The sequence below is a fragment of the Leifsonia sp. RAF41 genome (assembly GCF_052114085.1).
GTDB lineage: Bacteria > Actinomycetota > Actinomycetes > Actinomycetales > Microbacteriaceae > Leifsonia.
The window spans coordinates 2,352,541-2,374,675 of sequence record NZ_JBFREB010000001.1 but is presented as its reverse complement, the minus strand read 5'-3'; the positions used below and the strand labels follow the sequence as shown (position 1 = coordinate 2,374,675).

Annotated in this window: 21 protein-coding genes; 6 read left to right on the top strand and 15 right to left on the bottom strand. The window is 71.6% G+C overall.

From position 1 onward, the window contains the following. Positions 1-49: 49 nt before the first annotated feature. Positions 50-1,576, top strand: a complete 1,527-nt coding sequence (locus tag AB4Y74_RS11410; protein WP_441799197.1) for a DUF7059 domain-containing protein — start codon at positions 50-52, stop codon at positions 1,574-1,576. A gap of 55 nt (positions 1,577-1,631) precedes the next feature. Here AB4Y74_RS11410 and AB4Y74_RS11405 read toward each other — a convergent pair whose 3' ends face one another. Next, positions 1,632-2,138 (bottom strand): metallophosphoesterase family protein, encoded by a 507-nt coding sequence (locus AB4Y74_RS11405; protein WP_441799196.1) that lies wholly within the window; start codon positions 2,136-2,138, stop codon positions 1,632-1,634. 48 nt (positions 2,139-2,186) lie between these two features. On the opposite strand from AB4Y74_RS11405, the gene AB4Y74_RS11400 reads away from it, so the two are divergent. Further along, positions 2,187-3,218 (top strand): aldo/keto reductase, encoded by a 1,032-nt coding sequence (locus tag AB4Y74_RS11400; protein WP_441799195.1) that lies wholly within the window; start codon positions 2,187-2,189, stop codon positions 3,216-3,218. A 118-nt stretch (positions 3,219-3,336) separates the two neighbouring features. On the opposite strand, the gene AB4Y74_RS11395 is transcribed toward AB4Y74_RS11400, so the two are convergent. Both AB4Y74_RS11395 and AB4Y74_RS11390 read right to left on the bottom strand, forming a co-directional pair. After that, on the bottom strand, positions 3,337-3,756 hold the full coding sequence (locus tag AB4Y74_RS11395) for a WapI family immunity protein (protein WP_441799194.1): 420 nt from the start codon (positions 3,754-3,756) through the stop codon (positions 3,337-3,339). Next, positions 3,753-4,346 carry an NADPH-dependent FMN reductase gene (locus AB4Y74_RS11390; protein WP_441799193.1) on the bottom strand — a complete coding sequence of 198 codons (594 nt, stop codon included), beginning with the start codon at positions 4,344-4,346 and terminating at the stop codon, positions 3,753-3,755. Before AB4Y74_RS11390 ends, AB4Y74_RS11395 begins: the two co-directional genes overlap by 4 nt. Positions 4,347-4,631: 285 nt before the next feature. On the opposite strand from AB4Y74_RS11390, the gene AB4Y74_RS11385 reads away from it, so the two are divergent. Continuing rightward, positions 4,632-4,907: a hypothetical protein gene (locus AB4Y74_RS11385; protein WP_441799192.1), complete on the top strand. Its 276-nt coding sequence runs from the start codon at positions 4,632-4,634 to the stop codon at positions 4,905-4,907. An 85-nt stretch (positions 4,908-4,992) separates the two neighbouring features. After that, positions 4,993-7,941: a helix-turn-helix transcriptional regulator gene (locus AB4Y74_RS11380; protein ID WP_441799191.1), complete on the top strand. Its 2,949-nt coding sequence runs from the start codon at positions 4,993-4,995 to the stop codon at positions 7,939-7,941. 45 nt (positions 7,942-7,986) lie between these two features. On the opposite strand, the gene AB4Y74_RS11375 is transcribed toward AB4Y74_RS11380, so the two are convergent. Beyond that, on the bottom strand, positions 7,987-8,400 hold the full coding sequence (locus AB4Y74_RS11375) for a TraR/DksA family transcriptional regulator (RefSeq protein ID WP_441799190.1): 414 nt from the start codon (positions 8,398-8,400) through the stop codon (positions 7,987-7,989). 100 nt (positions 8,401-8,500) lie between these two features. On the opposite strand from AB4Y74_RS11375, the gene AB4Y74_RS11370 reads away from it, so the two are divergent. Continuing rightward, positions 8,501-8,791 (top strand): hypothetical protein, encoded by a 291-nt coding sequence (locus AB4Y74_RS11370; RefSeq protein WP_441799189.1) that lies wholly within the window; start codon positions 8,501-8,503, stop codon positions 8,789-8,791. Between the two features lie 9 nt (positions 8,792-8,800). Here AB4Y74_RS11370 and AB4Y74_RS11365 read toward each other — a convergent pair whose 3' ends face one another. From AB4Y74_RS11365 to AB4Y74_RS11335, 7 genes are all read right to left on the bottom strand, one after another. Continuing rightward, positions 8,801-9,289 carry a glutathione peroxidase gene (locus AB4Y74_RS11365; RefSeq protein ID WP_441799188.1) on the bottom strand — a complete coding sequence of 163 codons (489 nt, stop codon included), beginning with the start codon at positions 9,287-9,289 and terminating at the stop codon, positions 8,801-8,803. A gap of 49 nt (positions 9,290-9,338) precedes the next feature. Then, positions 9,339-10,724 carry an L-serine ammonia-lyase gene (locus AB4Y74_RS11360; RefSeq protein ID WP_441800444.1) on the bottom strand — a complete coding sequence of 462 codons (1,386 nt, stop codon included), beginning with the start codon at positions 10,722-10,724 and terminating at the stop codon, positions 9,339-9,341. Positions 10,725-10,763: 39 nt separating this feature from the next. Then, a complete protein-coding gene (locus AB4Y74_RS11355; protein WP_441799187.1) occupies positions 10,764-11,582 on the bottom strand; it encodes an ABC transporter permease in 819 nt (272 codons plus the stop codon). Next, complete coding sequence (locus AB4Y74_RS11350) at positions 11,579-12,580, bottom strand: ATP-binding cassette domain-containing protein (protein ID WP_441799186.1); 1,002 nt, start codon at positions 12,578-12,580, stop codon at positions 11,579-11,581. The genes AB4Y74_RS11355 and AB4Y74_RS11350 overlap by 4 nt, the downstream gene beginning before the upstream one ends. Before the next feature lie 139 nt (positions 12,581-12,719). Then, entirely contained in the window at positions 12,720-13,229 is a 510-nt protein-coding gene (locus AB4Y74_RS11345; protein ID WP_441799185.1) for a Clp protease N-terminal domain-containing protein, read from the bottom strand. After that, positions 13,222-13,464 (bottom strand): helix-turn-helix domain-containing protein, encoded by a 243-nt coding sequence (locus AB4Y74_RS11340; protein WP_441799184.1) that lies wholly within the window; start codon positions 13,462-13,464, stop codon positions 13,222-13,224. Before AB4Y74_RS11340 ends, AB4Y74_RS11345 begins: the two co-directional genes overlap by 8 nt. A gap of 54 nt (positions 13,465-13,518) precedes the next feature. Further along, positions 13,519-16,818, bottom strand: coding sequence for an AfsR/SARP family transcriptional regulator (locus AB4Y74_RS11335; RefSeq protein ID WP_441799183.1), 3,300 nt, complete (start codon positions 16,816-16,818; stop codon positions 13,519-13,521). Positions 16,819-16,870: 52 nt separating this feature from the next. On the opposite strand from AB4Y74_RS11335, the gene AB4Y74_RS11330 reads away from it, so the two are divergent. Then, positions 16,871-17,467 carry a class I SAM-dependent methyltransferase gene (locus tag AB4Y74_RS11330; RefSeq protein WP_441799182.1) on the top strand — a complete coding sequence of 199 codons (597 nt, stop codon included), beginning with the start codon at positions 16,871-16,873 and terminating at the stop codon, positions 17,465-17,467. A gap of 18 nt (positions 17,468-17,485) precedes the next feature. Here AB4Y74_RS11330 and AB4Y74_RS11325 read toward each other — a convergent pair whose 3' ends face one another. From AB4Y74_RS11325 to AB4Y74_RS11310, 4 genes are all read right to left on the bottom strand, one after another. Next, positions 17,486-18,073 (bottom strand): CoA-binding protein, encoded by a 588-nt coding sequence (locus AB4Y74_RS11325; protein ID WP_441799181.1) that lies wholly within the window; start codon positions 18,071-18,073, stop codon positions 17,486-17,488. Beyond that, positions 18,070-19,371, bottom strand: coding sequence for an O-acetylhomoserine aminocarboxypropyltransferase/cysteine synthase family protein (locus tag AB4Y74_RS11320; RefSeq protein WP_441799180.1), 1,302 nt, complete (start codon positions 19,369-19,371; stop codon positions 18,070-18,072). Before AB4Y74_RS11320 ends, AB4Y74_RS11325 begins: the two co-directional genes overlap by 4 nt. Positions 19,372-19,474: 103 nt before the next feature. Further along, positions 19,475-20,494 (bottom strand): YeiH family protein, encoded by a 1,020-nt coding sequence (locus AB4Y74_RS11315; RefSeq protein ID WP_441800443.1) that lies wholly within the window; start codon positions 20,492-20,494, stop codon positions 19,475-19,477. Positions 20,495-20,524: 30 nt separating this feature from the next. Next, positions 20,525-22,117 (bottom strand): S53 family peptidase, encoded by a 1,593-nt coding sequence (locus AB4Y74_RS11310; RefSeq protein WP_441799179.1) that lies wholly within the window; start codon positions 22,115-22,117, stop codon positions 20,525-20,527. Positions 22,118-22,135: the final 18 nt, after the last annotated feature.

Here is a 22,135-nt window from a genome sequence, read left to right as displayed (position 1 = left end):
GGGATGCGGTGCCGCGCGGTGCGCATGCCGCTCCTGTTTGAATGGGGGCATGACCGAACCCGCCGACCGCATCCCCGACCTGCGCTCCGACCTGATCGCCGCCGGACTCACGGTCGACGCGTTGACCGAGCTGTGGGGTGAGGAGGCGGCGGACGCGCTGCACCGAGGACAGCGCATCCCGGCCGAGCGGGCGCTGGCCCAGCGGCAACCCTCGGCCCTGGCGACGCTGGCGCGGCTGTTCGTGCTGTCCCGGCCGGTCCCGCGCGACCGGGCGGCCGCGGCCCTGCCGACGCTCGGGATCGACGGGGCCGAGACCCTGGGGCTCGTCACGGTCGGCGACGACACCGTCTCCGCCGCGGTCGACCTCCGGCCCTACGCGTTCGTGGACGCGGCCGGGCCCGCCGAGTGGTGGATCGTCTCCGACCTCGGCGAGCTCGCCCTCGGCCACGCGCTCCCCGAAGATCACGTGCTGGGGGTCGGCGGCGCATCCCTCACCCTGAGCGGGCTGATGCTGCAGACGCCGGTCGGGAGCGCGCTCGACCTGGGGACCGGATGCGGTATCCAGGCGATGCACGCCGCCCGCCACGCCCGGCGCGTCGTCGCCACCGACATCTCTGCCCGTGCGCTGCGACTCGCCGCCCTGAACCTGGCCCTCAACGAGATCGACGGCGTCGAGCTGCGTCTCGGGAGCATGTTCGAGCCGGTCGCGCGCGAGCGGTTCGACCACATCGTGTCCAACCCGCCCTTCGTCATCACGCCGCGGTCGGAGGGCGTCCCCGCGTACGAGTACCGCGACGGCGGGATGGTCGGTGACGCGCTGGTCGCATCCTTCGTCGAAGGATGCGGCGAGCACCTCACCCCCGGCGGCGTCGCACAGCTGCTGGGCAACTGGGAGTACCGCGGCACCGGGGACGGCCTCGAGCGGGTACGCACCTGGGTGGATGCGTCGGCGGCGCCGCTCGACGCGTGGGTGATCGAGCGAGACGTGGAGGACGCCATCCGGTACGCCGAGACGTGGATCCGCGACGGTGGAACGCGGCCGGGCACGCCCCGGTTCGAGCAGCTTCTGGACGCCTGGCTGACGGACTTCGACGACAGGGATGTGCGCTCGGTCGGCTTCGGCTACCTGTTGCTCCGCCGCGCGGAGGGGGTCCCGACACTGCGCCGGTTCGAACGGCTGCACGGGTCGCTGGGCGCCAACGAGGCCGGGCTGGGCGTGCACCTCGGCGAGGCGCTGGCCGCCCACGACCTGCAGGCCGCGCTCGACGACGACGCTCTGTCGCGGTTGCGGCCGGTCGTCGCGGGCGACGTGACCGAGGAGCGGCATCTGTGGCCAGGCGCGGACGCGCCGACGGCCATCCTGCTCCGGCAGGGCGGCGGCTTCGGGCGCGTCGTCTCGGCGGACACGGGCCTCGCGGCCCTGGTCGGCGCGTCCGACGGCGAGCTCACCGTCGGCGCGATCGCCGCTGCCCTGGCGCAACTCCTGGAGGTGGATGAGGACGCCCTCCGGCGCGAACTCCTCACCGCCGTCCGAGGCATGCTCGTGGACGGCTTCCTCCGCGCGCCATCGAGGTGACAGGACACGCCGTCACGCTCGCCCCGCAGACGGCGTGTCGCGTCCACTGGATCGGTCAGCTCGATGCGCGGGGCACCGGGACCAGGGTGACGGGGCCGAGGCGCCCGTCCGCCAGCTCGGCGGTCAGGTAGGTGCAGACAGGCTGGCGGCGCCGGTCGGTGGGCGAGCCCGGGTTCAGGAGGCGCAGTCCGCGCGGTGAGACCGTATCCCAGGGGATGTGGGAGTGCCCGAACACCAGCACGTCGGCGTCCGGGTAGTCGCGGTCGGCGCGCGCCTCGCGGCCCGCCGCCGGCCCGGTCTCGTGCACGACGGCGAACCGCACACCGGCCAGCTCCACCCGTGCGACCTCCGGCAGCCGCCGCCGCAGCTCCGGCCCGTCGTTGTTGCCCCAGACCCCGACCAGCCGGCGGGACCGCCGCTCCAGCACGTCGAGCGTTGCCGCATCCACCCAGTCACCGGCGTGGATGACGACGTCGGCCGTCTCCACCTCCGCCAGCACCTGCGCGGGCAGGGCACGGGCCCGCTTGGGGACGTGCGTGTCGGAAATCAGCAGCAGCCTCACGAAGGCACACAGTACGCAAAGCCGCGAGACGGGTCTACTTTCGCGCGTATGGATCTACGCACTCTCGGAAACAGCGGAACGATCGTGTCGGAGTTCGCCCTCGGCACCATGACCTTCGGCGCGGAGGCCGACGAGCAGGCCTCCCACGCCATCATCGAGCGGTACCTGGAAGCGGGAGGCAACTTCCTCGACACCGCCGACGTCTACACGGCGGGAGCGTCGGAGTCGATCATCGGCCGCTGGCTCGCCCGCAACCCGGGCCGTCGCGACGGCGTCGTCATCGCGACGAAGGGCCGCTTCCCGATGGGCGGTGGCCCGAACGACCTCGGCCTGTCGCGCGCGCATCTGCGGACCGCGCTCGACGCATCCCTCCGCCGCCTCGGCGTCGAACACATCGACCTCTACCAGATGCACGCGTGGGATGCGCTGACGCCGATCGAGGAGACCCTGCGGTTCCTCGACGACGCCGTCACGGCGGGAAAGATCTCGTATTACGGATTCTCCAACTACCTCGGCTGGCAGCTGACCAAGGCGGTTCACGTCGCCCGCGCCCACGGTTGGGCGCCGCCGGTGACACTCCAGCCGCAGTACAGCCTGATCGTGCGCGGCATCGAGCACGAGGTGGTGCCCGCGGCGCTCGATGCGGGCGTCGGCCTGCTGCCGTGGTCGCCTCTCGCGGGGGGCTGGCTGAGCGGCAAGTACCGCCGGGACGAAGCGCCGACCGGAGCGACGCGGCTGGGCGAGAACCCGACCCGTGGCATGGAGGCGTGGGAGGCCCGCAACGCCGATCCGCGCACCTGGGAGATCATCGACGCGGTGGATGCGGTGGCGCGCGAGACCGGCACCTCGGCATCGCAGGTGTCGCTGCGGTGGCTGAGCGACCGTCCGGCCGTCACCTCCGTCATCCTGGGGGCGCGCACGGTCGAGCAGCTGGACGACAACCTGGGGGCCGCCGACCTGCGGTTGAGCGATGACCAGCGCGCGCGTCTCGACGCGGCCAGCGCACCGCAGACGGACATCTACCCCTACGGCGAGCAGGCGATTCAGCAGCGCCACCGCAAGCGCGAGGGCGGCCGCTGACCGGTGTCCTGACCCGCTGCGACGCCGGCGTGGCTGAGATTTGCGCCAAATGCCGGTCATGAGGCGGGGATAACCGACATTTGGCACAAATCGTGCGGGGGCGGTGCGTGTGGTGCGGCTAGGGGAGGGTGTTGAGTTCGGCGAGGAGGTCGCGGGCGGCGGCGGTGACGGCAGCCTGCGGGGCGCGCAGGCCGACCACGACGTCCGTCGTTCCTGCGCCTTCCGCGCGCATCCGGAGCAGCGCGATCCGCAGCTCGACGGTGCCGCCCGGGATGCGGTGACCGCTCAGCGAGAGGGCGTTCGAGGTGAAGGTCAGGGCCGTCCATTCGTCCGCCGCGGCTGTGGCGTCCTCCGCGAGTCCGGCGAGCCAGGCGGCCAGATCGCGGGCCTCGACGGTGGTCAGGCAGGCCTCGGTGAGGGCCCAGCGCCGTCCGCCGTCATCGACGATCGCGTCCACCACCACACGATCGCCGTCCGCTTCGTGCGCCGTCGGTCGCAGCTCGACCGCGCGGGCACCGCCCTCGTCCCGCAGTTTCACGACGCGCTCGGCACCACCGTCAGAACACGCTCGATGTACTCGAAGAAGGCGTTCATGTAGCCGCGGAGGAACTCCTCCGTGCCCGGGTCAGTGACGGTGCCGTCCTCCTCGATGAGCCCGGGCCGCATCCAGATGTAGGCCTCCGGCGCGTTCATCTGCGGCGCCTGCAGGAAGCTCAGGATGCTGCGCAGATGCTGCTGCCCGACAGCCGTTCCGATCTGGCCGGGGGACGCGCCGACCACCGCCGTCGCCTTGCGCGCGATGACGTTCTCACCGTAGGGCCGGCTCGCCCAGTCGATCGCGTTCTTGAGTGCGCCGGGGATGGAGCGGTTGTACTCCGGCGTGATGAAGAGCAGCGCATCCTGCTCGGCGATCAGCCGCTTGAAGTCGCGCGCCTCCGGCGGGAAGTCGCCGTCGAGGTCCCGGTTATACAACGGAAGGCCGCCGATCGGGATCTCGGTGAAGATCAGGTCGGAGGGCGCCAATCTCAACAGCGCTTTCGACAGCGTCCGGTTGACGGAGTGCGCGGAGAGACTGCCCACGAAGTATCCGACCTTGTAGGGGGGCTGGAGCTCGTTGATTGTCGCCATGACCCCATGCTGCCCCGCCGCCGCAGCCGAGTGAAGCCCCTCCGCACCCCGTTCCCGTGAACCTGAGACCCTTGCGTCGCCGAGGGGTGAGTCCTGGTCGCTATTCCCGCGCAATAGCGACCACTACTCACCCCTCGGTCGAGGGCGGCGCGGGATTCGGCGCGGTCTTAGGCGACCTGGCGGCCGGAATAGGGCATCCTCCCGATGCTCCCGGGGTTCCTTAGCGAGAAGGCTGAGGTTATCGCCGGACGCGACCTGCGCGGCGAAGCAAGAGGGGAACGGATCATGCTGCTGGACGAATACGTGGACTTCCGGGTGCGGATGGGCGAGTCGGAGCGCCTGAGGGCGGAGCGCGAGCAGGCGCAGAGCGTGCGGGAGCACAAGCGGTGGCTGCGGTCGGTCCTGCGGGGGCGGGACGTGCCGTCGAAGGGAGCCGCAGCTCCCGCGCCTGTGGCAGCCAAGCAGGACGATGCAGGGGATGCGGGGGCGGCGCCGGCTGCGCCGCCTGCACCGCAGTCGGAGGCGACGGTCGAGCGGGAGCTGGCTCACGCCGGCCGCTGACGTCGCAAGCGGCCGGGATTCTGCCCCCGGCGAAGCGGCACGCGACGGGGGCCCGAATGTCGGTGGTGGGTGGCACGATGAGGCCATGCGAACAGCGGCGTCGAGCCTCAGACTGGTCGGGCGGGGGTCCGACCTGGCCGCTCTGCGCGACGAGCTGCGAGCGGCCGCCGCGGGGGAACCGAGGGCCGTCGTGATCGGGGGCGAGGCCGGCATCGGCAAGTCCCGGCTGCTCGAAGAGTTCCTGGCCGAGCAGGAGCCGACGGCGACAGTGCTCGTCGGCCGCTGCGTCGACCTGGGCGACGACGGGCCGCCGTTCGCACCGTTCGCGGGGGTGCTGAGGAGACTCATCCAGCTGGTCGGCCTGGAGCGCGTGCTCGAGGTGGCCGGGTCGAGCGCGGGCGTACTGCCGGCGCTGCTGCCCGAGCTGGCGGACGAGTCCTCAGTACCGCCGCGAACGGGTGCCGAACGCCTCTACGAGCTGGTGACCGACCTCCTCGAGAAGATCTCGACGGAGCGCCCTGTGGTGCTTGCGATCGAAGATCTGCAGTGGGCCGATCGGTCCACGCTCGAACTGCTGCGCTTCATCGTGCGGATGGCCGAGCGCGGGCGCCTTCTCGTGGTCCTCACCTACCGCAGCGACGAGGTGCCGCGCGGCCATGTCCTCCGGTCGTGGCTTCCCGAGCTCGAACGCACCCGGCGGGTGACCCGCTGGGAGCTGTCGCGGCTGGGCCGCGACCAGGTTGCCGAGCTGGTGGAGCAGTTGCTCGGCCGTGTTCCCGACGACGGCTCGTTGGAGCGCGTGACGGAGCTGAGCGAGGGCGTTCCGTTCTTCGTCGAGGAGCTGGTCGAGATCGACGGACTCCGCTCGGGCGACGACCTGCCCGAGACCTTGCGCGAGCTGGTGCTGACCCGGTTCGAGCGGCTCAGCGAGCCCGCTCAGCGACTGCTGCGTGTGCTCGCCGCCGGTGGCGTATGCGTGACGCACGATCTGCTCGCCGCGGTCTACGAGGGGACGCCCGAGCAACTGGACGCCGCCGCTCGCGAGGCGGTGGTCGCCAACCTGCTCGCCGCCGACTCCACGGAGTACTCCTTCCGCCACGCCCTCGTGCGTGAAGCGGTCCACGCCGACCTGCTGCCGGGAGAGCGGACGCGGTATCACGCGCGATACGCGGAAGCGCTGGAGGCGAGCCCGCAACGCTCCGCGGTCCAGCTGTCGTCGCACTGGCTCGCCGCCCACGACGTTCGCCGCGCGTTCCTGGCGTCGCTGGAGGCGATGGAGGAGGCCAAACGGTCGTATGCCTACGCGACCGCTGCGGCGATGGGCGACCGGGTGCTCGAACTCTGGGATCGCGTTCCCGATGCGGAGGCGCTCAGCGGTCGGGACCGGATCGCCGTCATCGCGCGAACGGCCTCCGCTCTGCGCAATGCGGGGAACAACGAGCGCGCACTGGCGCTGGTCGAGGTGGCGCTGGCCGAAACGGAGGGGCTCGCGCCCTCGCGGCACGCGCGGCTGCTGCGCGACAAGGGTCAGTACCTGGCCAACCTGAACCGGCCCGGTTCGGCCGAACTCCTGGAGGAGGCGCTTGCGCTGGTCCCCCCGGGAGCCGTCACCGCCGGCGATCCTCTCCGCCCGCATCTGCTCACCGAGCTGGCCGCGCAACGGATGCTGGCCGGAGCTTTCGACGAGGCGATCCCCACTGCGCGGGCGGCGATCGCGGAGGCCGAGACGGCGCCGCCGCCGCTGCGGTCGATCGCCCACAACATCCTGGCGGCGTCCCTCGTGCCCGCGGGCCACATCGACGAGGGCTTCGCAGAATTCGACATCGCCAGTGCGCTCGCGTCCGGCGATGCCGGCGCGACGCTGCGGTACGCGGTGAACGCATCGGATGCACTCAACTCGATCGGCCTGTACGAGGAGGCCGTGCGACTCGCCGAATCAGGGGTGGCCCGAGCGCGCGAGCGCGGGGTGGAGCGGACCTCGGGCATCTGGCTCGCGTCCAACACGGCGGAGCCGCTGATCGCACTCGGGCGGTACGACCGCGCGGAGGAGCTGTTGCGCGTCGCACTCGGATTCGACGACCGCGCCGGAGTCACCGCGCAGTTGCAGCGGGCCCGGCTCTGGGTGTGGCATGGCGAGCCGGAGCGGGCGGATGCGCTGCTGCGGCGGTTCCGCGCCCCACTCCGCGCGCTTGCCGAGCTGGAGCAGCAGACGCGGCTCTCGTTGGCGCGGGTCGCCGCCGAGACGGCCATCGCACTCGGCGACTACGATCGCGCCTGGGCGGAGGCACGCGGAATCGGTGCGCCGCCCTTCCGCTCGATGCCGGGCTACGACCTCCCCGTGCTCGCCAGCGCATCCCGGGCGCTCGCGGAGCTCGCGATGCGCGGTGATGCGGCGTCGGGCCTCGGGGGTCTCTCTGATCCCGCGGACTCCGGATTGGACGTCGTGGCCGAGGTGTCGCGGCTGGCTGCTGTGCTCGACACGCTCCGCGCCTGGCCGACGGCTCGCGTCTGGGTGCCACTCGTGGAGGCGGAACTCGTGACGGCCCTGGCCGCTGTGTCGGACACCACCGACCGAACGGAGCGCTACGCCGACGCGCTGACAGCCTGGGACGATGCGGCCTCGGCGGCGGTCGATCCCGTCGCGCCCGCACACCTGCGCCCCTACGCCCTGCTCCGTGCGGTGCGCGTGGCCCTGGTCGCCGGAGAGCGATCCCGGGCAGACGCCTTCGTGTGGGAAGCTCGGGTGTTGGCGGAGGAGCGCGGTATCGGCGTTCTGGTCCAAGCAGCCGACGCCCTCGGGGCCCATCCCGCGGTTCGCTCCGCGCCCGTTGCGACGGCGCAGGGTGCTCCCCTCACGGAGCGCGAGGAGCAGGTTCTCGCGTTGATCGAGCAGGGCCTCAGCAACAAGCAGATCGGCGAGCGCCTCTACATCAGCGCCAAGACCGCGAGCGTGCACGTGTCCAGCATCCTGCGCAAGGTCGGCGCGTCGAGCCGCACGGAGGCCGTCTACCGGGCGTCCCGTCCCACCCCGTAGCGCGCATCGGCCGAAAGCAACGACCAGAGGACTCCTGGCGCGCGGTCAGCTCTCGACAGCGACCGCGCAGCGGATGCAGAGCTCGGCGGTCGGCCGCGCTCGCAGCCGGTCGATGCCGATGGACCGGCCGCAGCGGATGCAGACCCCGTAGGTGCCCCGGTGGAGTCGTTCCAGCGCGGCGTCAACGGCCAGGATGTCGTGCGCGGCGTCCGAGCGCAGGGCTTGCAGCCGACTCCACTCGGACGACAGCGTCGGCCCTTCCGGGTCGTGCTCGTCGTCCGCAGTCGACTCCGACCGCGACGCCAGCAGCACGCCCAGCGACTCCGCCATCCGCTCGGACTCGACGATGTCGCCCCGGCGCCGTTCCCGCAGCAGGGCCGCGAGCTCCTCCAACTCTGCGGCGTCGAGGGCGTCGTCGCCCATCATCACCCCGAGCTCATCCGTGTTCGTTTCGTGCACGAGCGCACCCCTTCCGATCCCCCGACCGTGGCATCCCGATTCGGGTCAGCGTACGCCCGGCCCGCGGGAACCGCTTCAACGACGCGCGTAGGCTCAGCGAGTGCCCTCCTTCCGCGTGATCGTCTCCGTCGGCCGTCTGCACCCCGGAGTCGACCCCCGCTCCCTCGAGCCCGCCGCCGCGGATGTGGCGCGCGAACTCGCCGTCGTGGAGGCGAGCAGCGTGGACGTCGTCGCGGGGGAGGCCCGGCTGACCGTGCGCTTCACGGAAGACACGGAACTCTCGGCGGTCCGTGTGGCCGAGCACACGGTGGCGCACCTGTACACGCTCGCCGACCTCGGCGGCTGGCGTCTCACCGAGCGCGTCGGCGGCCGCTGGTTCCGCCGCGCCTGAGCGCGCAGCTCACGCAGCAGCGGGCAGCGACTCCTCGATCAGTCCGACGATGGCCGGGTCGTCCGGCTCGGTCTGCGGACGGAAGCGGTGTACGACGCAGTCGGGCGTCACCACGAACTTCTCGAAGTTCCACTTCACCTTGCCGGCCTTGCCCTGCGCATCCGGTGTCTTGGTCAGCTCCTGGTAGATCGGGTGCGCGTTGCGGCCGTTCAGGCGCACCTTCTCCATCATGGGGAACGTGACACCCCAGGTGGTGGAGCAGTACTCCTTGATCGCGTCGGTGGAGCTCAGCTCCTGCAGGAACTGGTTGCTCGGGAAGCCCACGACCGTGAACCCGCGGTCGCCGTAGGTCTCCTGCAATCGCTCGAGCTTCTCGTACTGCGGCGCGAGCCCGCAGCGAGAGGCGACGTTGACGACGAGGATGACCTGGCCCGCATACGCAGAGAGGGTGGTCGGCTCGCCGTCGATGGTGTGGAAGGGGATGTCCATCACGGTCATGATCGCAGCGTATTGCCCGACCCTCCGAACCGCCTAGGAGAATCCGCGGTCAGCATTCGATGACGTTGACAGCGAGGCCGCCCTCGCTCGTCTCCTTGTATTTGGTGGACATGTCCAGCCCGGTCTGCCGCATCGTCTCGATCACCGTGTCCAGCGAAACCAGGTGGCGCCCGTCGCCGTGCAGCGCGAGGCGGGCGGCGGAGACGGCGGTCGAGGAGGCGATCGCATTGCGCTCGATGCACGGGATCTGCACGAGACCGCCGACCGGGTCGCAGGTGAGTCCGAGGTGGTGCTCCATCGCGATTTCGGCGGCGTTCTCGACCTGTCGCGGGGTTCCGCCGAGCACGGCGCACAGGGCCCCGGCCGCCATCGCGCAGGCCGAGCCGACCTCCGCCTGGCAGCCGCCTTCGGCTCCCGAGATGGACGCATTGGCCTTGAACAGCGAGCCGATGGCCGTCGCGGTCAGGAGGTACTGGCGGATGCCCTCCAGGGATGCGCCGGGCACGAACCGCAGGTAGTAGTGAGCGACGGCGGGGACGATCCCGGCCGCGCCGTTGGTCGGCGCGGTCACCACGCGCCCGCCGGACGCGTTCTCCTCGTTCACCGCGAGTGCGAACGCGTGCAGCCACTCCAGCGCCGTCGCCCGACCCGGGTCGTCCTGCACAGCCTCCAGGTGCTCCCGCATCGCGGCAGCCCGGCGTCGGACTCCGAGGCCCCCGGGCAGGGTGCCGTCGCCGGCCAGTCCGCGCGCAACGCACTCGGCCATGGCCTCCCAGATGAGGTCGAGCCGCTCCCGCGTCGCGTCGGCGCCGTGCAGCGCGACTTCGTTGCGCTGGGCGACTTCGCAGATCGGGATGCCGTCCCGTTCGCAGATCGTCAGCAGCTCCTCTGCGCTGTCGTAGGGGAGGGGATGCGCGTTGCGCGCCGCCAGCGCGGCCTCCTCGCCGTCGCGTCGGATGAACCCGCCGCCGATCGAGTAGTAGGTCTCCTCGAGCAGCGGGAGCGGCGAGCGCGCGCCCGAGGCGTCCCGTCCCCACGCCCGCAGGGTGAGGGCGTTCGGGTGGCCGGGCAGCCGCGTCCGCGGCTCGAACGCGATGTCGTCCTGCGAGAGCGGGATGCGCCGCCGGCCGGCGAGCAGCAGGGTCGCGCCCGGCTGGAGGCCCGACCAGGAGCCGCGGACGTCTTCCGGCCGACACGTCTCGGGCCGCAGGCCGCGCAGTCCGGCGATGACCGCATCCGGTGTGCCATGACCGATGCCGGTGGAGCCGAGCGAGCCGTAGAGCGTGCAGGTGACCTGGTCGACACGGTCGAGCATGCCCTCGGCTTCGACGTGGGCGGCGAACGCGGCGGCGGCTCGGAGCGGTCCGACGGTGTGCGAACTCGAGGGACCGATGCCGATCGAGAACAGGTCGAAGGCCGAGACGGTGGTCGCTATCCCGCAGGAATAGCGACCACTACTCGCACCTCGGCCGGGTCAGGCCTTGCGCATGTACGCCCGGACCGTGAGCGGGGCGAACACGGCGACGATCACGGCCGCGCCTCCGAGGGCGATCCAGGCGTCGACACTCCACGTGCCGTTGTTCGCGAGGTCGCGCACGGCGGTGACCAGGTGCGACACCGGATTCACGTTCACGAACCACTGGAGCCACGAGGGCAGCGTGTCGACCGGCACGAAGGCGTTCGAGAAGAACGTCAGCGGGAACAGCACCAGGAACGAGATGCCCTGTACGGACCCGGCCGTCCGTGCGATCACGCCGAAGAAGGCGAAGATCCAGCTGATCGCCCACGAGCAGGCGATCACAAGGAGCCCGGCGAGGATCACGAATCCGAGACCCGCCGCAGGGTGATACCCCATGATGAACCCGACCACGAAGGTGATCGTGGTGGCGATCGTGTAGCGGAGGGTGTCCGCCAGCAGGGCCCCCGAGAGGGGCGCGATGCGGGCGATCGGCAGCGATTTGAAGCGGTCGAACACGCCCTTGTCCATGTCTTCCCGCAGCTGCACGCCGGTCACCACGGAGGTCGTGATCACGGTCTGCACGAGGATGCCCGGGATGAGCGTCGGCAGGTAGGACTGCACGTCGCCGGCGATGGCCCCGCCGAACAGGTAGGCGAACATGACGGTGAAGATGATCGGCTGGAGCGTCACATCGAACAGCTGCTCTGGCGTGCGCTTGATCTTCAGCAGGCCGCGGCGGGCCATGGTCAGCGTGTTGGCGATCGTCTGCGAGATGCTGACGTGGTTCTTCAGTCGCCGCTCCGAGGGCGGTGTGATGGTGGCGATGGCGCTCATGCGCTGACCTTCTCTTCTTCGTCGGTGGACGCGTCGTCCGTCTTCTCGTCTTCGACGCCGTGGCCGGTCAGGGTGAGGAACACCTCGTCGAGGGTCGGTTTCTGCACCGACATCTCCAGCAGGTGGATGCCGGCCTCGCGGAACGTCACGAACAGGTCGGTGACGGCGTCCGCGTCGCGCATGGGCGCGGTGATGCGGGAGCCTTCGGGCGACACCACCGCATCCACCCCCAGCACGGTCTGGATGGCGCGGCGCGCGTCCTCGATGTCAGCCGGGTCGGTGAGGCGCAGCTGCAGCGAGGACTCGCCAACCGATGCCTTCAGCTCGTCCGCCGTGCCCTCGGCGACGACGCGACCCCGGTCGATGACCGCAATGCGGTCGGCCAGCTGGTCCGCCTCGTCGAGGTACTGCGTGGTGAGCAGCACGGTCGAGCCGGTGGCGACGAGGCGGCGGATGGTGTCCCACATCTGGGAGCGCGTCCGCGGGTCGAGGCCGGTGGTGGGCTCGTCGAGGAAGATGAGCGGCGGTTGCGCGATCAGGCTGGCGGCCAGGTCGAGGCGTCGGCGCATGCCCCCGGAGAACTTCTTGAGCGGACGCTTGGCGGCATCCGTCAGCCCGAATTCCTCCAGCAGCTCGGCGGTCTTGCGCTTGGCCTCACGGCCGGAGAGCCCGAGGAGGCGCGAGAAGATCATGAGGTTCTCGTTGGCCGACAGGGTCTCATCGACGGAGGCGAACTGGGCGGTGACGCCGATCAGCTGGCGGACGACCTGCTGCTCCTTGCGGATGTCGTGGCCGAAGATGAAGGCGTCGCCCGCGTCCGGCTTGAGCAGGGTGGCGAGCATGGAGATCGTGGTGGTCTTGCCGGCGCCGTTGGGGCCGAGGACGCCGTAGACGGCACCGGCGCGAACCGTGAGGTCGACGCCGTCGACGGCACGGTTGCCGCCGAAGTCTTTGACGAGCCCGTGGGCTTCGACGGCCCATTCAGAGCTGCGAGTCATGATGGTCCTTTCCTGGTGGAAATGGGGATGCTCCGATGATGCGGGCGCGCGCTTACACCGCCCTTACGTGCCGCTTACACGGCGGAGGAGTGGCTGTGAGGGCGTGTGAGGGTGCTGGAGCGCGGTCAGTCGCCGTGGGTCAGGCTGCGCGACGTGCCGAGGCGAGCAGTCCCTCCCGGTCGACGCCGGCGAGGGTGAGCAGGCGCGGGACAGTGCCCAGCTCCAGGCCCAGGATGGCGGCGAGCAGGTCGAGCTCACCGGAGCGCTGCCGTCGGTTCGCGGCGGCGGTCCGGTGGGCGCGAACGAGCGCCTCCCGGGCGGAGGCGCCCCAGCGGGGTCGGGTGACGCGGGGGGCGGCGGCGAGGCGCTCGGCGGGAGGGGGGGTGACTCCGGCGACGCGGAGACTGGCGGCGCGTTCGCCGGCGAGCGCGGCCTCGAGGCCGTCCGGGTCGAGGCCGGCGTCGGCGAACGCGGTGCGGACGGACGGGCTGCCGTCGCGGGACAGGGCGAGCAGGAGGTGCTCGGCCTCGACGGTGGCCGAGCTGCGCTGCTGCGCCTCGGTCACGGAGCGGATGATGACGGGTCGCAGGGCGCGTGACAGCGGCTGGCCGGGCACGTTCTGCGTGGAGCCGTCGGGGGTCTCAGACATTGCGTCTCCTCAGTTCGACGCCGGCGGCGGCCACACGGCGCAGGTGCTTCTTGTGGACGGCTTGGCGGGTGATGCCGAGCGCGTCGGCGATCTGCGTCCAGGTCCAGCCTTCGCGCAGGGCGCGCTCGACCTCGGCGTCTTCGAGGCGGTCGGCGAGTTCGCGGAGCGCGACGACGGCGGCGAGACCGTCGGCGACGCCGCCGACGGGATCCGGGAACGGGGTGGTGGGGCTCATGCAAGCAACTATAGTTGCTTATTCGCGACTGTCAACTTAAGTTGCTAAATTGGGTCACGCCCGCAGATCGGTGAGCAGCGACAGCCCCTGGGAGACGGCGTCGACGGGGGAGAGGGATGCGGCCGCGGCGACAGCCGCGTCGAGAGCGTCACTGCCCCAGACGTCCGTGATCCGGGCAGCCAGGACGTCTCGGTGCAGGCTGGCCACATCCTGACGGGAGTTGGCGCGTGCGGCCAGGGCGAACAGGGCGAGGCCGGTCGCGACCCACCCAGCGGCCTGCGCATGGCGCTCGGCCGTTCGCACGTCGAGCATCCACGCGGCGTAGCCGGCGAAGCCCGAGCCCATCACCGGCTGGTCGAGGGTCGGCGGGTTGAGCCGCGCGGTGACCAGCATGCGCGTGCGGAGGGCGGCGGCCGCCGCGTCGGTCTCGTCCCTGTCCACGACGTCGGGCGATGCGCTGTGCGCCGTCAGCCGGGCGACGAGCGCGGCGGCACCCAGCATGATCATCCACGGACTCATGGCCACGGCGCGGGTGTCGCGCGCGTCGGTGATCGCGCCGAGGGCCTGGTCGTACAGACGGACGGCTTCCGCCCGATCACCCTCGGCGAGCGCGATCTCGGCCATGCCGGCGTACCCGATCGCGTAATAGTCCGCGTAGTCGAACCCGGTCCGGTCCACCTCGGCCGCCAGGTAGCGCTCCAGCAGGCGTCGGCCCTGCGCGGTGTCGCCGGTCGAGATCGCATTGATGGCGATCAGCCAGTCGAGCTGGCGCAGGTCGCCGTCCGCCTGCAGGAGCGCCATCTGCTCGTACGCCCGCTGCGCCCACTCCAGCGCCTCGGCGGGATGCGCCAGCTGACTGTGCGACTGTGCGATGCCCTGCGCGGCCGACGCCATCGACCAGGTGTCGCCGACGATCTGCGCGTTCTCCCAGGCTCGCGTCGCGGAGGCGAGCGCCTCATCCAACTCGCCCGCGTTCTCGCGGAGCTGGGCGAGCAGCAGGTTGCCCATCGCGGCGGTCTCGGGGTCGGCCGAGGCGGCGTACTCGGTCAGCAGGGCGGTGCCCGAGTCGACCCGGCCCGCGTGCAGCACGAGCGCGGCCATCGCATCGAGGCGCCGGTCGGCGAACGGGCGGGTCCGGCGCATGCGGCGGAGGCGCGAGATGGCGACCGCCGCCGTCCGCAGATCGACGAACAGGAAGGTGCCGCCGATGATCGTGTAGCAGGCGGCGACGGCCTCGCGGAGCTCGCCCGTCGGCTCCCACTTCGCGAATGCGGTCATGACCGCGGTGCCGAAGCCGAGTACCTCCGAGTGCGCGCTGCGGAGCGACCAGTAGTACGAGAGCGTGGCGAAGACCACGGCGACGGTTTCGCGTCGCGCGGCGTCCAGCGCCGAGCGCAGCACGGCCACCAGGTTGTCCTGCTCGGCGGTCACGCGCTGGAATGTGCCGACCTGATCGCGGCCGTGCATCAGGACGAGCGCGTCGCGGCAGAATGCGGTGGCCCACGCATCCATCCCGGATACGACGTCGTCGACCTCGCCGGCTGCCAGCAGTTCGCGGTCGCCGAACTCGCGCACGGTCTCGAGCATCCGGTAGCGCAGCAGGCCGGTGGCGGCGTCCTCCGTCACCGTCACCAGGGACTGCGCGACCAGCGCGTCGAGGTCGTCGAGAACCGCGGCGGACGACGGGCCGGCGACGGCCTCCGCCGCTTCGGTGCTGAAGCCGTCCGGGAACCGCGACAGCCGCCGCAGCAGCGCCTGCTCGGACGCGCCCAGGAGGTTCCAGCTCCATTCGATCACGGCCAGCAGCGTGCGATGTCGTTCGGGCGCGGTGCGTTCGCCGCCGGTCAGAAGAGTGAAACGGTTGCCGAGCCGGCGCTCGATCTCGTCCACCGAGAGGGAGCGGGTGCGCGCGGCGGCGAGCTCGATCGCCAGCGGGAGGCCGTCGAGTCGGTCGCAGAGCCGGGCGACGACGTCGAGGGGCAGCACGGCGCCGGGCCGGGCGGCGCGGGCGCGTTCCACGAAGAGGGCGACGGCAGGGCCGTACTCGCCGGCGTCCGCGGTTCCGGTGCCGCCGTCGGAACTCTTGAGCGAGTCCAGCGGGTAGACGTGCTCGGCGCCGATGGTGAGCGGGGCACGGCTGGTGGCCAGCACCCGTACGGTGGTCGTGGAGTCCAGGATGTCCTGCACGTAGGCGGCCGCCGCATCCACGATGTGTTCGCAGTTGTCGACGATCAGGAGCGTCTCGCGCTCCGACAGCAGGCCCAGGATGCGGGAGCGAAGGTCCAGCTGTGCACCCGGGTCGGCCGGCCGAGCGGCCCGCGCCTCACGGATGCCGAGCGTCGAGGCGAAGGCGAGCTCCACATCCTCACCGGAGCGGACGCTGGCGAGTTCCACCACGATGACCGCGGGCGTGTGGACGGCGCGATTGCCGACCTCCTGCGCCAGCCGCGTCTTGCCCAGGCCGCCGGCACCCAGGATGGTCGTCAGCCGGGACGTGGCGACGAGGTCTTCGACCGCCTCCAGGTCGTACTCGCGACCGACCAGGGCGTTCGGAGCCGACCGCAGGCCGATCCGTACCCGGCGCGGCGCGGACGGGCGCTCCTCCTCGTCGGCGGCGAGCAGCTCGGCGTTCAGGGCGACGAGTTCGGGGCCGGGACGCGTCCCCAGCCGGTCGAGCAGCGCCTCCTTCAGCTCCGCGAAGGTGAGCAGGGCCTCGCTGCGGCGGCCGGCCTCGGCCAGGGTGCGGAGCTGCTCCAGGCGCAGGGTCTCATCCAGTGGTCGCTGCTCGATCAGCGGAAGGAGGTCGGCGAGCGCTCCGGCATGGTCGCCGGCCGAACGACGGCCACGGGCGCGGATGAGCAGCAGATCGTCGCGCAGGGTCGCTGCCGTGCGCAGCAGCTCGTCGGCGAGCGGGGTGCTGCCGAGCTCGGCGCCCGGTTCGCCCCGCCACAGGGCGAGCGCTGCGGTGGCTTCGGTGGCGGCCGCTGCGGCGTCGCCTGCGCGGAGGGCGGCGCTGGCACGGTCGACGGCCTGGCGGGCCAGTCCGAGGTCGGTCTGCTCGGGGGAGACGGCGAGCGCATAGCCGCTCGGCGTCGACTCCACCAGTCCGTGCGCGCTGGTGGTGCGCACCCGGGACACCAGCGTCTGCAACGCGGCGCGTTCCTGCCGCGGCGGGGCGTCGTCCCACAGGTCCTCGACCAGGGACGGGACGGTCGCAGTGCCTCGGGCGAGGACGAGTGCGACGATCAGGCTCTTGCCGAGCGCGCCGGCGGGCTCGGTCAGCGCGCCGCTCCGGTCCTCCACAAGCACCGGGCCGAGCACGGCGACGCGGGGAGGCGGGGGCGCGGTCTGCACCCGCCCGATCTTAGCCAGTGCGCCCCTCCGGCGCGTGTGTAGGCTCGGCCGCATGGCGTTCGACTGGTCGCAGTTCTACGAGGAGCAGGGCGGCCGCGGCGTGCGGCCCACCTTCACGAGCGCGCTCGCCGCGTGGGCGGCATCCGGGGACGGCTCGCCGGGGGAGGCGATCGACCTCGGCTGCGGAGACGGCGTCGAGACCCGCCACTTGGCCGAGCACGGCTGGCGCGTTCTCGCGGTGGATGCGGACCCGGGCGTCGAAGGACGCGTCCGGAAGGGGCTGTCCCCGGAGGCGTCGCAGCGGGTGACGGTTCGTCGTGCGTCGTTCGAGAACCTGGGGGAGCTCCCGCAGGCGGACCTCGTCTACGCCGGCTTCGCGCTCCCGTTCTGCGACGAGAGCCACTTCCCGTACCTCTGGGCGGATCTACGCGAGGCGCTCCGGCCGGGCGGTCTGTTCGCCGGCCAGCTGTTCGGCCCCCACGACCAGTGGGTCGGGCGCGCCGGGATGAGCTTCCACGACCGCAGCCAGGTCGAGGGCATGCTGACCGGGATGGACGTGCTCCAGCTCACCGAGGAGGACCGCCGCGGGATGTCGTTCGAAGGTCCGAAGCACTGGCACGTCTTCCACATCGTCGCCCGCGCCGCGTAGCCGGGCGCGGGGGTCGGCTCAGCGGGCGGTCTTGCGCGCCGTGATCTGGCCGGTGTCGAACCCCATGAGGTGCAGTCCTCCGTGGAAGCGGGCGTGCTCGATCTTGATGCACCGGTCCATGACCACGGTCAGACCCCGCGACTCGCCGTACTCCGCGGCCTCCTGGTTCCAGATCCCCAGCTGAACCCACACGGTCGGCGCACCGACGGCGACGACCTCGTCGATGACCGCAGGGATGTCACTCGCCTTGCGGAACACATCCACGATGTCCGGCACCTCGGGCAGGGAGGCGAGGTCGGGGTAGGCCTTCTCGCCGAGGATGGTGTCGGCGTTCGGGTTGACGAAGTAGACGCGGAAGTCGCTGGACTGCTGCAGGTAGGTGCCGACGAAGTACGAGGAGCGCGCCGGGTTGGGCGAGGCGCCGACGATGGCGACCGACTTCGCCGCGCGCAGGATGCGCAGGCGCTCCTTCGCGTCAGGGCCGACCCAGGTCCGCTCCGACGCGAGCAGCTTCGCTAGCGGCGAGTCCGACGGCAGCGCGCAGCTCAGACCGTTGGCGAGCTGGACCTCCGTGGTGGAGCCGATTGCCGGTGCCGCGGTCGTCATGCTGCGTTCGCCTCCTCGACGGCGATGGTGAGCGCCTGATCCAGATCGTAGATGATGTCCTCCACGTCCTCGATGCCGACGCTGATGCGCACGACGCCGGGCAGCACGCCCGCGTCGAGCAGCTGCTGCTCGGTCAGCTGGGCGTGAGTGGTCGAGGCGGGATGGATCACCAGCGTCTTCGCGTCGCCGATGTTGGCCAGGTGGCTGGCGAGGTTGAGCGACTCGATGAGCTTCTGCCCGACCGCGCGGCCGCCCTTCACCTCGAAGCTGAACACGCTGCCCGGCCCCTGAGGCAGGTACTTCTGCGCGCGAGCGTGGTGCGGGTGCTCCGGCAGGCCGGCCCAGTACACGCGTTCGATGCGCGGGTCCGCGTCCAGCCATTCGGCCACGGCCCGCGCGTTGTCGATGTGCGCCTGGATCCGGTACGGCAGCGTCTCGACGCCCTGGGCGAGCAGGAAGGCCGAGTGCGGGGCGAGCACCGGCCCGATGTCGCGGAGCTGCTCGGCGCGCAACCGGGTCAGGAAGGCGTACTCGCCGAAGTTGCCCGACCACTGCAGGCCGCCGTACGACGGCACCGGCTCGGCGAACAGCGGGAACTTCGAGGAGTGCCAGTCGAAGCGTCCGCTCTCCACCACGACACCGCCGAGCGTCGTTCCGTGCCCGCCGAGGAACTTGGTGGCCGAGTGGATGACGATGTCGGCGCCCCACTCGATCGGCCGGTTGAGGTAGGGCGTCGCGATGGTGGAGTCGATGGCGAGCGGGATACCGGCCGCGTGCGCGACCTCGGCGAGCCCCTCGATGTCTGCGATCTCGCCGGACGGGTTGGCGATGGTCTCGGCGAAGAGGATCTTGGTCCGGTCGGTGATCGCCGCCGCATAGTCGGCCGGGTCGGAGCTGCGGACGAAGGTCGTCTCGACCCCGAAGCGCCGCAGGGTCACGTCGAGCTGCGTGATCGAGCCGCCGTACAGGTTCGCCGAGGCGACGATGTGGTCGCCGGCGCCGACGAGCGAGGCGAAGGTGATGTACTGCGCGCTCAGCCCCGAGGCGGTCGCGACCGCTCCGAGTCCGCCTTCGAGGCTCGCGATGCGCTCCTCGAACGCCGCCACGGTCGGATTCGCGAGCCGGGAGTAGATGTTGCCGTACTTCTGCAGGGCGAACCGTGCGGCGGCGTCAGCCGTGTCGTCGAACACGAAGGCGCTCGTCTGGTAGATCGGGATCGCGCGTGCGCCGGTCACCGGGTCGGGGATGTTGCCCGCGTGGATCGCACGCGTGCGGAAACCGTATTCACGATCAGCCATGCCGTCACGCTACCCGACCTCGGGGTGCTGGTCGGCGCCCGCGGTAACACGCCGCAACCCGGTCCCCGCCGCGGCGCGGCCCGGCCGATGGATCGGTCAGCGCTCAGGCCACCGTGCTGATCCAGACCGCTGCAAGCGCGAGTGCGGCGATCAGCGCCCACGACACCAGCGCCGTGACGAGCGCACGCCATCCCGTGCCGACCAGCGTGCGCAACCGCACCGCCGTGCCCAGCCCGAAGAGCGCCATCGCCAGCAGCACCGTCTGCAGAGTGTCCGCGCCGTCCGTCACTGCGGTCGGAAGCGGCACGAGAGTGCGCACCAGCACCGCGACGAGGAACCCGGCCACGAAGAGCGGCACGATCGGCGGGCGCTTCGCCGCCGGATCGCCCTCGACATGCCGCCGGCGCTCGACGACCGACGCCACCGCCACCATCGGCGCCAGCATGAGCACGCGGGTGAGTTTGACGACCACGGCGATGGACAGCGCCGCGGCGCCCGCCAGCTGCGCCGTGGCGACGACCTGCCCGACGTCGTGCACCCCGGCCCCGACCCAGTGGCCGAACTGGGGCGCATCCAAACCGAGGGGATGCCACAGCAGCGGCAGGACGAAGATCGCGAGCGTGCCGCACAGGGTGACCAGGGCGACGGGAGTGGCAGCCTCCTCGTCCTTCGGCTTCACGACCCCGCTCATCGCACCGATGGCGGAGGCGCCGCAGATGGAGAATCCCGTCGCGATCAGGAGCGGCTGGTGACCGGGCAGGCGCATCAGCCGGCCGATCCAGAAGGTCCCGACGAAGCTGAGCAGCACCACGGCGACCGTCGAGGCGATCGTCACCCAGCCGAGGCCCGCGATGTCACCCAGGCTGAGCTTCAGACCCAGCAGCACCACGCCGACGCGCATCAGGCGCTTGGCGCTCAGGGAGAGCCCCGGGGCGAGCCGTCCGGTGACCGCCGGCCGCGCGGCCGGAAGCTGGCCCACCACGATGCCGAGCACCACGGCTGCGGTCAGCAGCGGGACCGCCGGGACCAGCCAGTGGACCGCCCAGGCAGCCAGCGCCGCGAGTCCGCAGACGACCACTCCTGCGAGCCACGGCAGCGGGCGTCGGATGGCAGGGGCGGGAATGCTCACCGATCCATTCTGGCGAGCTTCCGGTCAGAGTGCGGACAGCAGCTTCGTGCCGTCGGGCACCCCGAGGCCGGTGCAGGCGTCCCAGCCGGCCGTCGCCGCGTAGGCGCCGTTGTCGCCGGTTGTGATGTCGCGGAAGCCGTCCGCGACCTGTCCGGCCCGCACCGAGTCGTAGAGCAGCGGCTGCGCCAGCCCGAGCGGCTTCCCCGTCGACTGGGCGAGCCGCGCCACGAGCGCCGCCCAGAGCGGGGCGACCGCGCTGGTGCCGCCGATCACCGTGTCCTGTCCGTCGACGCGGATGCGGTAGCCGGTCTGCGGGTCCGCCACCGCCGAGACGTCGGGCACACCGCGTCCGCCCCGGCCGTTGGCGGCTCCGCCCGCGTCGGTCCCGTCGGCTCCACTCGGCACGCCGACGCCCTTCTGCCACGCCGGGAGCGCAAACACGGCACTCACGCCTCCGCCCGTCGCGCCGCCTCCGGTGCCGTTGTTCCACACGGTCTCCGAATGAACGGCTCCCGTCGAGGTGTCCGCCTCCAACCGGGTGCCGCCGCAGGCGAGCGCGTGCGGAGAAGACGCGGGGAAGTCGACGTGCGGACGTCCGTCGCCGACGCGATCGCTGCTGCCGTCGTCGCCCGCCGCGGCCGTGGTGGTCACTCCGAGCGCCGCCGCATCTTGCAGTGCTTCGTCGAAGGCGGTCCGCGCCTGGGCGGTCCACTGATCCTCCGACTGGCCCCAGCTGATGCTGATCGCCGCGGGAGTCGGATCGGCGTGGGCTGCCGTGGTGACCGCATCGAGGAACCCGGCGTCCGTGTTCGGGGCGAAGTAGACGACGATCGCGGCGCCGGGCGCCAGGGCGCCGGCCACTTCGATGTCGAGCATGACTTCGCCGTCGGCGCCGTTCGGGTTGCCCTCCGGAGCGTTCGACCCGCCGTCGACGCCCACCGCCGTCACGGACGGTGTCGGGATGCCGAGGCCGGCGAAGTAGGTGTCGAGATCGGACTGCACGTACCCGCCGCCCAGTTCGATGATCGCGATGGTCTGGCCACTGCCGTCGGTTCCTTCGGGGAAGGCGTAGACCTCTCCGAGCTGCGGCGGTGTGTAGCTGGTGCTGATGGCCGCGGCCGGAACGTACCGGAACTGGGCGCGGGCCTGGGGCCGATCGTCGAGCCCGAGCACCGCTGTAACGACGCCCGCCAGCGCGGCCGGGATGCTGAGTCCGCCCGTGCGCTGCCGGTACGTCGGCGCGTCGTCTCCGGCGTCCTCCGGTGTCGACTGCGCGAGGTCTGTCCCGAACACTCGGGCGACCGTCTGTACGGGGCCGGACACGCGCACCCGTCGGCCGCCCGTATCCACCTCGTCGACCGTCAGACCGGCGCCCTCCAGCGTCCGGCGGACCAACTCCACGTCCGCAGGCGATGCTCCGTAGCGCTCGGCCAGTTCGTCACGGCTCAGAGGCTGCGCGAAGGCGCTCTCCGGCAGTTCGGCGCGTCGGCGCAGCACCAGCGTCGCCTCGACGCGGGAGTCGGGCGCGAGGCCACCGTGCGCCAGGAAACCCGGGCGGTCGGGGCGCTCGCTCCCGGGAAGGGGGACCAGATCCAGGGGCTGTTCGGCGTCGCTCATACCCCTCGGTCTACCACC

What these genes read in the sequence shown, in the direction of transcription:
- AB4Y74_RS11310 (WP_441799179.1), bottom strand. Translation starts at nt 22,117, where the DNA reads ATGAGCGACGCCGAACAGCCCCTGGATCTGGTCCCCCTTCCCGGGAGC.
- AB4Y74_RS11355 (WP_441799187.1), bottom strand. Translation starts at nt 11,582, where the DNA reads ATGAGCGCCATCGCCACCATCACACCGCCCTCGGAGCGGCGACTGAAG.
- AB4Y74_RS11320 (WP_441799180.1), bottom strand. Translation starts at nt 19,371, where the DNA reads ATGGCTGATCGTGAATACGGTTTCCGCACGCGTGCGATCCACGCGGGC.
- AB4Y74_RS11350 (WP_441799186.1), bottom strand. Translation starts at nt 12,580, where the DNA reads ATGACTCGCAGCTCTGAATGGGCCGTCGAAGCCCACGGGCTCGTCAAA.
- AB4Y74_RS11400 (WP_441799195.1), top strand. Translation starts at nt 2,187, where the DNA reads ATGGATCTACGCACTCTCGGAAACAGCGGAACGATCGTGTCGGAGTTC.
- AB4Y74_RS11325 (WP_441799181.1), bottom strand. Translation starts at nt 18,073, where the DNA reads ATGACGACCGCGGCACCGGCAATCGGCTCCACCACGGAGGTCCAGCTC.
- AB4Y74_RS11340 (WP_441799184.1), bottom strand. Translation starts at nt 13,464, where the DNA reads ATGAGCCCCACCACCCCGTTCCCGGATCCCGTCGGCGGCGTCGCCGAC.
- AB4Y74_RS11410 (WP_441799197.1), top strand. Translation starts at nt 50, where the DNA reads ATGACCGAACCCGCCGACCGCATCCCCGACCTGCGCTCCGACCTGATC.
- AB4Y74_RS11380 (WP_441799191.1), top strand. Translation starts at nt 4,993, where the DNA reads ATGCGAACAGCGGCGTCGAGCCTCAGACTGGTCGGGCGGGGGTCCGAC.
- AB4Y74_RS11390 (WP_441799193.1), bottom strand. Translation starts at nt 4,346, where the DNA reads ATGGCGACAATCAACGAGCTCCAGCCCCCCTACAAGGTCGGATACTTC.
- AB4Y74_RS11330 (WP_441799182.1), top strand. Translation starts at nt 16,871, where the DNA reads ATGGCGTTCGACTGGTCGCAGTTCTACGAGGAGCAGGGCGGCCGCGGC.
- AB4Y74_RS11365 (WP_441799188.1), bottom strand. Translation starts at nt 9,289, where the DNA reads ATGACCGTGATGGACATCCCCTTCCACACCATCGACGGCGAGCCGACC.
- AB4Y74_RS11345 (WP_441799185.1), bottom strand. Translation starts at nt 13,229, where the DNA reads ATGTCTGAGACCCCCGACGGCTCCACGCAGAACGTGCCCGGCCAGCCG.
- AB4Y74_RS11385 (WP_441799192.1), top strand. Translation starts at nt 4,632, where the DNA reads ATGCTGCTGGACGAATACGTGGACTTCCGGGTGCGGATGGGCGAGTCG.